Source organism: Kitasatospora phosalacinea, from assembly GCF_030268885.1.
Classification (GTDB): domain Bacteria; phylum Actinomycetota; class Actinomycetes; order Streptomycetales; family Streptomycetaceae; genus Kitasatospora; species Kitasatospora phosalacinea_C.
In genome coordinates, this window is the sequence record NZ_BSSA01000019.1 from 141,670 (window position 1) to 152,676 (window position 11,007).

The 11,007-nt window shown below is 73.7% G+C and carries 6 protein-coding genes; 3 read left to right on the top strand and 3 right to left on the bottom strand.

Translation table 11 applies throughout. The annotated features are described in order from the left end of the window. Nucleotides 1-13: 13 nt before the first annotated feature. From QSK52_RS25245 to QSK52_RS25255, 3 genes are read right to left on the bottom strand one after another with little or no spacing between them, the layout of a single operon-like run. Nucleotides 14-880, bottom strand: coding sequence for a carbohydrate ABC transporter permease (locus QSK52_RS25245; RefSeq protein WP_285738435.1), 867 nt, complete (start codon nucleotides 878-880; stop codon nucleotides 14-16). Continuing rightward, entirely contained in the window at nucleotides 877-1,872 is a 996-nt protein-coding gene (locus tag QSK52_RS25250; RefSeq protein WP_285738436.1) for a carbohydrate ABC transporter permease, read from the bottom strand. Before QSK52_RS25250 ends, QSK52_RS25245 begins: the two co-directional genes overlap by 4 nt. Before the next feature lie 2 nt (nucleotides 1,873-1,874). Then, nucleotides 1,875-3,182 (bottom strand): ABC transporter substrate-binding protein, encoded by a 1,308-nt coding sequence (locus tag QSK52_RS25255; RefSeq protein ID WP_285738437.1) that lies wholly within the window; start codon nucleotides 3,180-3,182, stop codon nucleotides 1,875-1,877. Nucleotides 3,183-3,542: 360 nt separating this feature from the next. Between QSK52_RS25255 and QSK52_RS25260 the strand changes: the two genes are divergently transcribed. From QSK52_RS25260 to QSK52_RS25270, 3 genes are all read left to right on the top strand, one after another. Continuing rightward, nucleotides 3,543-4,832: an ROK family transcriptional regulator gene (locus tag QSK52_RS25260; RefSeq protein ID WP_285738438.1), complete on the top strand. Its 1,290-nt coding sequence runs from the start codon at nucleotides 3,543-3,545 to the stop codon at nucleotides 4,830-4,832. 460 nt (nucleotides 4,833-5,292) lie between these two features. Next, nucleotides 5,293-7,770, top strand: a complete 2,478-nt coding sequence (locus QSK52_RS25265) for an RICIN domain-containing protein (protein ID WP_285738439.1) — start codon at nucleotides 5,293-5,295, stop codon at nucleotides 7,768-7,770. Nucleotides 7,771-8,156: 386 nt separating this feature from the next. Further along, nucleotides 8,157-10,862, top strand: coding sequence for an AAA family ATPase (locus QSK52_RS25270; RefSeq protein ID WP_285738440.1), 2,706 nt, complete (start codon nucleotides 8,157-8,159; stop codon nucleotides 10,860-10,862). The last annotated feature ends 145 nt before the right edge of the window (nucleotides 10,863-11,007 follow it).

Here is an 11,007-nt window from a genome sequence, read left to right on the forward strand (position 1 = left end):
TGCGTGGGGTGGGCTACTTGACGCTGCCGGAGGTGAGTCCGGCCTTCCAGTAGCGCTGCAGCAGGAGGAACATCACCACGATCGGGACGACCGACAGCAGCGAGCCCGTGATGACGAGGTTGTAGGGGACGGTCTGGCCGCGCTGTTCCTTCCAGGCGACCAGGCCGACGGTGACCGGCTGCAGGCGGTCGTTCGCGAGCATCAGCGACGGCAGCAGGTAGTTCGTCCAGACCGTCACGAACTGGAACAGGAAGACGGTGACCAGCGAGGGCTGCAGGACCCGCAGGACGATGGAGCGGAAGATCCTGAACTCGCCCGCGCCGTCGATCCGTCCGGCCTCCAGCAGTTCGTCGGGCACCGCGGCCGCCGCGTAGATGCGCGCCAGGTAGACGCCGAACGGGCTGACGACGCTGGGGACGAAGACCGCCCAGAAGGTGTTCACCACGTGGGTGGCCGAGAACATCAGGTAGAGCGGCAGGGCGAACAGCGGGGCCGGGATCAGGATCGCGCCCAGCACCGTGTTGAACACCGCCTCGCGGCCGCGGAAGGCGTACTTCGCCAGCACGTAGCCGGCCATCGCGGACAGCAGGGTGGCGACGAGCGCGCCGCCCACCGCGTACAGCAGGCTGTTGAGCATCCAGCGTCCGAAGATGCCGTCCTGGACCCCGAGCAGGGTGGAGACGTTCTGCACGATCTCGATCCGGCCGGCGAACCAGAAGCCGTTGCTGGAGAACAGGTCGCTGCTGCCCTTGGTCGCGGAGACGACCAGCCACCACACCGGCAGCAGGGAGTAGACCGTCGCGAGCAGCAGGACGGCGAGCACGCCCGCCCGGCCGGCCGGGTTCGCGGCCCGGGCCGGGCCCCTCGTTGCTTCCTTCACAGGGCCGCTCCGCGCTTGTTGACGAACCGCATGAACCCGAACGAGAGAACGAAGATCACCAGCGCCAGGATCACCGAACGGGTCGCGGCGGCGTGGTAGTTGTTCGCGGCCACCTCGTTCTGCGCCGCCATGATCGGGGTCCAGTCGGCGGCCAGGTTGGGGGCGACGGCCCGCATGATGACGGGCTCGTTGTACAGCTGCGCCGTGCCGATGACGGAGAACACCGTGCTCATCACCAGGGCGGGACGGACCATCGGGACCTTGATGTGCCAGGCGAGCCGCCAGCCGGTGCAGCCGTCGAGCTCGGCGGCCTCGGTGAACTCGCCGGGGATCGCCTTCAGCGCCGAGTGGATGACGATCATGTTGTAGCCGGTCCAGCCCCAGGTCAGCATGTTGCCCACCGACCAGGGCAGCGCGCCCTCGGAGGTGAAGTCGACGTGCAGGCCGACGTGGGCCAGCGCGCCGGCGATCGGACTGACGTCCGGCTGGTACAGGAACGACCACATCAGGCCGCCGATCACGCCGGGGATCGCGTAGGGCAGGAAGAAGGCCAGCCGGAAGAACCGCTTGCCGGGTGTGCGGCGGGCGTCGAGCAGCAGGGCCAGCACCAGCGCCAGGCCCAGCATCAGCGGCACCTGCACGGCACCGATCAGCAGCACCCGGACGACGGAGGAGGTGAAGACCCGGTCGCCCAGCGCGTCGGCGTAGTTGGACAGTCCGGTGAAGACCTCGGTGGGGGGAGCGAGCCCGAGGCCGGAGCGGCGCAGCTTGAACAGGCTCTGGTACAGGGCGTAGCAGATCGGGGCGACGAAGGTGAGGAGGAAGAGCAGGCCGAACGGGGAGAGGAATCCCAGCGGGGCCCAGCGGCGGCCGTCGATCCGGCGGCGGGCGGGGCCGGAGGCCGGCCGGGAGGGTTTCGGGGGCGCCCCGGTGCGCCCTTCCTGCGAGCGCGCCGGGGATGCGGTCGGGGATGCGGTCGGGGTGCGGTGCATGGTCAGCCGACTTCCATGCCCTGGGTCTTCATCTCGGCGAGGGTCTGGGCCTGGGTGTCGGCCAGCGCGGCGTCGAGGGTGGTGGTGCCGGCGCCGGCCTTGCCGAGGCCGTCGCCGAGGGCGGCGGAGGTCCTGGTCATCACCGGGCCCCACTGGAAGCCCGGGTCGACCCGGGCGGCGCTCGCCTTGAACACGTCGTAGATCCTCTGGCCGCCGTAGAACGGGTCGGGTGCGGCCAGGGCCGGGTTGTCCAGGCCGCTGAGGGCGGCGGGGTAGATGCCGGTCTCCTTGATCAGGTTGCTGACGCTGGCCGGGTCGGTGCCGAACCAGTGGGCGAACTCGACGGCCTCCTTGGTGTGCTTGCAGCCCTTCAGGACGGCGTTGGGGGTGCCGCCGGCGTTGCCGGAGGCGGGCCGGGCGGCGTCCCAGACCGGCATCGGGGCGACGGCCCAGTTGCCGGAGGTCTGCTTGACGCTGTCGGCGAGGATCGGGGTGTCCCAGACGGCGTTGACGTCGGAGAGGATGGTGCCCTCGCCCATGCCCTTGTAGAGGGCGGTGTCGAAGCTCGGCACGACCTTGACCAGCTTCTTGTCGATCAGGCCCTGCCAGAAGGCGGCGACCTTCTTCGTGGCCGGGTCGTCCAGGCTCACGGTCCACCTGTCGCCGCCGGTGCCGAACCACTTGGCGCCCGCCTGCTGGGCGAGGCCGGCGAAGTTGTAGGCGTCGTTGCCGAAGTAGCCGATGTAGGCGTTCGGGTCGGCGGCGTGGATGACCGCGGCGTCGGCGGCGTACTCGTCCCAGGTCTTCGGCGCCTCGGTGATCCCGTACTTGGCGAAGAGGTCCTTGCGGTAGATCAGCGCCATCGGGGCGATGTCCACGGGCAGGCCGTAGGTGCGGCCCGCGACCCCGGACTGGGCGAACGCGGAGGCGGCGTACTCCTTCGCGTAGGGCGCGGCGTCGGCCGTCGCGTCCTGCAGGGCCCCGGCGGCGGCGAAGGTGGGGAGGGTCTCGAAGCCGACCGACCCCACGCAGGGGGCGTTGCCGGCCTTCACGGCGCTGAGCAGCTTGGTGTAGCCGCCCTTGGACCCGGGCGAGATCTTGCTGTAGACGACCTGGACGTCCGGGTGGGTGGAGTTGAAGAGTTCGACGGACTTCTCGTAGCCGGGGGCCCAGCCCCAGAACTCGATCCTGACCGGTCCGGCGGCCTTGTCCCCGGAGCCGCCGGAGCCGCCGGAGCCGCAGGCGGCCGTGCCGGCCAGGGAGGCGATCGCCACGGCGAGGGTGGCGGTTCTGAGCGCGCGGTTCTTCATGGGGGAGGGTCCTCTTCTGCTGCCTGCCGCGGGCGGGCTCGGCCCGGTGCGGTCGTGGGGGTCCGCCGAACGCTGCGGGTGGTTAGTTCCGCCAGTGTGTTAATTAACCTCCGGCAGTGTCAAGGGTCGCGGGGGGTCGTTGCACAAACGCGACGAACGGCGGGGGGCGGCGGCCCGACCGGCCATCTCGCGGTCGGGACAAGGGAACTGGGGCTGTACCGCACCACCCGCGCCTCCCCGGGGAGGCGCGGTCGCCCGGACCGGGCGCCGGACGGCCACCTTGATTAATTCGGGCCATGCATGAACTAACATGACCGGTGTCGACCCGGCCTGCTCCAGGCCCCGGAACGAGGAGAACACGTGCGACAGACGCAGCCCGGCACGGGTGGCACCGCGGGCGCCGTCCTGGCCGGCCACCCCGAGGTCGCCGACAAGGCGTCGCTGCGCCGCACCAACCTGGGCGTGATGCTGCGCCAACTGCGGGAGAACGGCGCGCAGTCGCGCACCCACCTCGCCACCGCGACCGGCCTGCCCAAGGCCACCGTCTCCGTCCTGGTGGCCGAGCTGATCCAACGGGGCCTGGTCCGCGAGGGGGAACTCGACCGGGCCGGTGCGGTCGGCCGCCCGCACCGCATGGTCGAACTCGACGGCCGCTGGATCTGCGGCATCGGCGCCGAGATCGGCCCCGACCACCTCACCGTGCTCGCCCTCGACCTGCGCGGAACCGTCGTCCACCAGGCCCGTCGCGCCCTCGACGTCCCCGCCCTCACCCCCCAGGCCGCCCTGCGCGAGGTCGCCGACCTCGTCGCGGACTGCCTCAGCGCGGTGACCGACCTCGGCATGCACACCATCGGGATCACCCTGGTCACCCAGGGGTCCGTCGACGCCGTCTGCGGAACGGTTACCGTGGCCAGCAACTTCGGCTGGCGCAACGTCCGGGCGGTCCACGAGCTGCGCACGCGGCTCGGGCGCCACGCGCCGCCCGTGCTGCTGGAGAACGACGCCGAGTCCGGCGCCCTCGCCGAGTACCTCGCCGCCCCCGACGCCGACACCCGCGAACTCGTCTACGTCACCGGCGGGATCGGCGTCGGCGGGGCGAGCATCTCCGGCGGCAAACTGATCCGCGGCTCGGAGATCGGCCACATGAAGCTCGACCGCCTCGACCGGCCCTGCGCCTGCGGCCGCACCGGCTGCTGGGAGCTGGCCGTCGGGCTGGGAGCCCTGCTGGACGCCGCCGCCGACCCCGCCGACCGGGTCCACGACCTGTCGATCGACCTGGCCGACCGGCTGGGCGACCTGCTCGACCGGGCCGACGCCGGGGACGCGCGCACCCTCGCCGCCCTCGCCGCCGTCGCGGACGACCTCGCCCTCGGACTCGGCGTCCTGGCGGACGTGCTCAATCCGCCCCGGATCGTCCTCGGCGGTTACTTCGCGGTCCTCGAACGCTACCTGGTCGGCCCCGTCCAGCAGTTCCTGGACGACCGGAGGATCTCCCCCGGCTCCCCGCGGGTCGTCGTCTCCGCCTCCGCCCTCGGGCTCTCCAACGCCGCCCGCGGTGGCGCGCACCTGACCCTCGAAGGCATCTTCCAGGACCCCTCCGACGTCCCGGTCCGCCCGGAGCCGACCGACGGCGGCGCCTGGCCCGCCTGACCTCACCCGCCCCTCCCGCCCCGGGTCCCGAACGCCAACCGGCAGGCGGCGGAGGGGAGTTCACCCCTGCCGCCGGGCGGCCGCGACACCTGCCGGGCCCGGGTGCGGCGCCCGGAACGGGCGGTGCCGCGCCGCGGCGGCCCGGAGGGGACAGCTCTTGACTGCGGCGCCGACTGCTGCCACGGTTTGCTTCAAGTTGCTCGAAACGGCGTACAAGAGAGCAACTTCGAACACGCCGTCTCCTGTGGGTGCTCGCAGGGACGGCACGGGTCGCCCCGGGCGGCCGCGTACGACGGGATCCGCACCGGCGGCGCCCGGAAGCCCCCGCCGATCGGCCCGGCGCCCCCGCGCCGACGCACCCGATCCGTCCCCCCTGAGCCACGGACGGCAGGAACGCGGGCCCGTCGGGCCGGAGTCGGCTCCCCCCCCGTGAAGTCACCCCCACCCTCAAGGAGTGCCCGTGTCCTCTCCCCCGCGCCGAGCCCTGGCGGCCGCACTCGCCGCCGCCGCCCTGACGCTGTCCGGCGCCGTCGCGCCCCCGGCGTCGGCGGCCCCGCCCACCGCCGCGTACACCGTCAGCGTCGGCGCCCCGGTCACGTACCCCCACCCGACCGACACCCCGGCGTCCCCGTACGTCGACAAGGACGGCACCTTCTACTTCCAGCAGTCCGCCGCCCTGTACGGCGCCACCGAGCGCCGGTACTGGGACTTCTACACCGGCACCGACTTCGACACCGCGACCAGGTCGAGCGCGATCAGCAACGCCGTCAACCCCGCGAACGGCAACGACAGGAACAACGACACCACCTGGCGCTGCAACAACAGCCCCACCGGCCGCGAGGCCACCTACGCACCGAGCGGCTCCGGCTACGCCCAGAAGAACTACTGCGACCTCGCGGGGGTGTGGGTCGATCCGGACACCGGCGACTGGTACGGCCTGGTGCACAACGAGTTCACCCCCCAGCCCTTCGGCAGCGACGGCCTGCACTACGACGCCGTCGACTACGCCGTCTCCAAGGACCAGGGCCGGACCTGGGACGTCAGGAGCCACGTGATCACCTCCCCCTACAGCACCACCAGGGGCGACACCACGGCGTTCCCGAACCAGACCTTCTCCTACGGCGACGGCGACCAGCGGCTGTACGTCGACACCGCCTCGGGGTACTTCTACGTCTTCTACGGCTCGCGGATCATCGACAAGAGCGGCGGCTGGAAGGCGTTCTACGAGCACGCGGCCCGCGCCCCGATCTCCGCCAAGATGGCCCCCGGCTCCTGGCAGAAGTGGTACGACGGCGCCTGGAGCCAGCCCGGCGTCGGCGGCCGGGAGAGCAACATCGTCCCGGTCGGCTCCGGCAGCACCACCGGCTACACCCCCGCGTCCGGCGAGTACGACCCGGCCCGCACCGGCACCGCCGCCCAGCAGATCGCGGCCGGCACGATGCCCCCGACCTCGCCGCTGTTCGTCATGGACGTCACCTACGACGCCTACCTGAAGCTCTACATCGGCCAGCCCCAGGCCGTCGACCAGAGCGGATCGGCGCCCCAGCAGTTCTACGCCACCGACGACCTCTCCACCCAGAAGTGGTTCCTGCTCGGTGACACCGGCAGCTACCGCACCGCTTCCTGGTACCGCTGGTTCCTCGACGGCGCCAGCAGGACGGGCAACACGATCGTCGGCAGGAGCTTCCGCTCCTACTGCGCGTTCGGGTGCTCCAACGGCTCCTCCGGCGAGTACGTCGACGTCACCCTCGGCGCCTCCGCCACCGCCCCGGCGCCGGTCGACGAGAGCAGGACCTACCGGATCAGCAGCGGAGGCGGCCGCGTCCTGGCCCAGGTCGCCGGCTCCTCCGCCACCACCTCGGTCGGCGCCCCCACCGGCTCCGCCCTGGAGTCGTGGACCTTCACCGGCAACGGCGACGGCTCCTACCGGATCACCAACTCCTCCACCGGCCGGCTGCTCGGCGTGGACTCCGCGTCCACCGGCAGCCGCGCCTGGGGCACCCGACCCACCGTCACCGCCGCCGGGGCGGGCGCTCCCGCCGTCGGACAGCAGTGGTGGGTGGTGCCCGGGAGGTCCGCCGACAACACCCCCACCGGCACCGTCCGCCTGGTCAACCGCCACAGCGGCCTGGTGATCGGCCTCTCCGCGGACCCCGGCCGCCCCGCCGAGACCACCCCCGCCCGCAGCTGGACCGACACCACCGGCAACGCGGTCGGCGGTTCCCGCACCGCGAGCGAGCAGACCCTGACGCTGACCGCGACCGGGGCGGCGGCGGAGACCGTCACCGTCGTGAACCCCGGCAACCAGTCGAGCACCCTCAACACGGCGCTCTCGCTCCAGCTGACCGCCACCGACACCGCCGGCAAGGCCCTCACCTTCACCGCGACCGGTCTGCCCGCCGGGCTGTCGATCAGCTCCACCGGCCTCGTCTCCGGCACCCCGACCGCGGCCGGACCGTCCACCGTCACGGTCACCGCCTCCTCCGGCACCGCCACCGGCACGACCACCTTCACCTGGAGCGTCACCCCGTCGCTCAACGGCACCCACACCCTGGCCACCGGGGGCAAGGCCCTCGACGACCCGAACAGCTCCACGACCGCGGGCACCCAGCTCATCACCTGGAGCCCCAACGGCGGCAGCAACCAGAACTGGACCTTCACCCAACAGCCCGACGGCAGCTACCAGATCGTCAACGGCCTCTCCCGCCTCTGCATGGACGTCAGCGGCGGCTCCGGCTCCGCCGGTGCGCAGGTCATCCAGTGGACCTGCACCGGCGGCACCAACCAGCGCTGGGTGGTCACCGCGGCGACCGGCGGCTACAGCATCACCTCCAAGAGCAGCGGACTCTCGCTGACCACCGCCTCCACCGCCGACGGCGCGCTCGTCACCCAGCAGGCCGACACCGGCTCCGCCCTCCAGCGCTGGACCCTCGGCTGACCCTCCTCGCACGAGGACGGACCCGACCCGACCGACGGGGCCCCGCGGACACCCGCCCGCGGGGCCCCGTCCCCTCCGGGGGGAAGGACCGCCGCGCCCCTGACCACCACGGGCGCGCTCGTCGCCGAGGCGGTGGACACCCGGGCGCTCGGAGTTGCGTCCCCCGGGTGCTCGACGTCGTGTCAGCCTGCTGCTCCACCGGTGCGCCCCGCTCCGCGCACCCGGTGCCCGGGCCCGGCAGCGGGGGCATCGCTCCCCCGTCCCCTGCGCCGCCCCGCTGACCGTCGCGGCCCCGCTCGCCGCCCCCGGAACCGCCACGGCCGTCCACGCGCCGTCGGGCCGGAGGGGGCAACTGCCCGGGTCGGACGGCGTGGCATGATTCCGAGGTGGCTCCTGTGACCGGCTCCGAGTACGTCCCGCCCGCTGAACGCACGACGCTCGTCGAGCTGTTGGCCGGTGCACGGGCGGGCCGGGGCGGGGCGGCGGTCGTGCGCGGTGAGGCGGGCATCGGGAAGACGGCGCTGCTGCGCCACGTCACCGACGGCCTGTCAGGTGTGCGGCTGCTGTGGGTGAACGGAGCCGAGTTCGAAGCGGACTTCGCGTACGCCGCCGCGCACCAGCTGACCCGTCCGCTGCACGAGCGGATCGGTCGGTTGCCCGCTGCGCAGCGGGACGACCTGGCCGTTGCGCTGGGGCTGGGTGAGGGGGGTGCGCCGAACCGTTTCGCCGTCGGCCTGGCCCTGTTGGGACTGCTGTCGGACGCTGCGGGCGAGCAGCCCGTGGTGTGCGTGGTGGACGACGCACAGTGGCTGGACCGGGCGTCGGCGCAGGTGCTGGCGTTCGTGGCCCGGCGGTTGGCGGACGAGTCGGTGGCGTTCGTGTTCGGGGTGCGCGACCCGCACGTCGTCGCGGAGTTCGACGGGCTGCCGGTGCTGACGCTGCCTCGGCTGTCCGACCAGGTGGCGCGCCGGCTGCTGGCGTCCAGCCTGCTCGGCCCCCTGGACGACCAGGTGCGGGAGCGCATCCTGGCCGAGGCGCGGGGCAATCCGCTGGCGCTGCTGGAGCTGCCGCGTCGGCTCGGGCCCGCCGCGCTGGCGGGCGGTTTCGGGCTGCCGACGCCGGTCTCCCCGGCCAACCGGATCGAGCAGAGCTACCAGCAACAGGTCTCCGGGCTCTCCCCGGACGCCCGGACCCTGCTGCTGGTGGCGGCAGCCGAACCGCTGGGGGACCCGGGGCTGCTGTGGCGGGCGGCGGACCTGCTGGGCGTGGGGCCGCAGGCCGGACCGGAGGCCGAGGCGAGCGAACTGATCGAACTGGGCGGGCAGTCGCGCTTCCGGCACCCGCTGGTGCGCTCGGCGGTGTACACCGCGGCCTCCCCCGCGGAGCGCCGCCGCGTCCACGGGGCGCTCGCGGAGGCCACCGACCCGCTGACGGCGCCCGACCGGCGTGCGTGGCACCGCGCGCAGTCCCTGTCCCGGCCGGACGAGGAGGCGGCGGCCGACCTGCTGCGCTGCGCGGAGCGGGCGCGGCACCGGGGCGGGGCCGCTGCCGAGGCGGCGTTCCTGGAGCAGGCCGCGGGCCTGACGGCCGATCCGCGGCTGCGGGCCGAACGCAGTCTCGCTGCCGCCCGGGCCGCCCTGGCGGCCGGTGCGTTCGAGAACGCGGTGACGCTGGTCGAGGCCGCCGAGGGCGGCCCGATCGACACCGCCGGACGGGTGCAGGCCCAACTCCTGCGCGGCCGCGCGGCGTTCTTCGGCGACGGCGCGGCGGACGCGGTCGGCCACCTGGTGGCGGCGGCGGCCCTCGACCCCGCTCGGGCCCGGATCCACCTGCTGGACGCCCTGCAGGCGGGTCTGGTGGTCGGCCGCTCCTCGCCCGCGGCGCGGGACGCCCTGGCGGCGGCCCGGCGGGCGCCCGCCCCGGCCGGTGGGCGCTCGAGTGCGGACGAGCTGCTGGACGCACTCGTCGGCTACCTCGACGGCGACCTCGCGGCAGTGCCGGTGCTGCGCGGACTGCTGACCGCGGTGACCGACCCGCTGTGGGAGGGCCGGCTGTCGCTGGCCGCCCTGCTCGCCGTCGAACTGTGGGACGTCGCCCTGGAGGACCGGCTCGCCGGCCGGGCCGTGGACGCCGCACGCGCCGGCGGGACGCTGATGGTCCTGCCGGTGGGCCTGTGGATGCGGGCGATGGCCGCGGCCCAGCGCGGGGACCTGCTCGAGGCGGCGGCGCTGAACAGCGAGGCCGACGGCATAGCCGAGGTGACCGGCGTGCCGCCGCACTGGTACGGCCGGCTGTTCGCCGCCGCGGTGCGCGGGGTGGAGGCGAAGGCGCGGCCCCTGTTCGACCGGGTGCTGGCGGAGTCGCACGCGAGGCGCAAGGGCATGCTGACGGCGACCGTCCACGCGGCGGCGGCGCTGCACGCCAACGGCACCGCCGACCACCGGGCGGCCCTGGCCTCGGCCCGGCTGGCCGTCGCCGACGGCGAGCTGGGGATGTCCAGCCTCGCCCTGCCCGAACTCGTCGAGGCGGCCGTCCGGTGCGGCGAGCGGGACACCGCCCGGGAGGCGTTCGCCCGGCTGTCGCGGCACGCGTCGGCGGCGGGTACCGACTGGGCGCTGGGCGTGCGCGCCGCCCTCGCCGCCCTGCTGTCGGACGACCCGGAGGAACTCCACGTCGAGGCGGTGGCCCGGTTGGACGCCAGCGGCCTGCGGGTGTGGCACGGTCGCGCCCTGCTGCACCAGGGCGCCTGGCTGCGCCGCGACGGCCGCCGCGGGCCGGCCCGGGAGGCGCTGCGCGCCGCGCACGGGCTGTTCACCGCGGTGGGCGCGGAGGGCTTCGCCGAACGGGCCCGGGCGGAGCTGGCCGCCACCGGCGAGCAGGTCCGTCCGGCCGCGCTCGGCGCGGTGGAGCTGCTGACCGGTCAGGAACTGAACATCGCCCGGCTGGTGGCGACCGGCGCGACCTCGCGGGAGGTCGCCGACCGGCTGTTCCTGAGCCCGCGCACCATCGACGCCCACCTGCGCAGCGTGTTCCGCAAGCTCGACGTCACCTCGCGCCGCCAGCTCGCCGACGCGCTCGGTCGGGACGCCTAGACCCGGGCCGGCCCACTTAGAAAGTGTGGGGTAATTGATCAACTGCGTGGCGTGATCGCTGGGGGTGGTCGTCGCGGTCGAGATGTCCGCGATGATCGCCGCCATGTGTGTCTGCGCGTGCAAGCCGTCCTACGAGTCGTCTCTG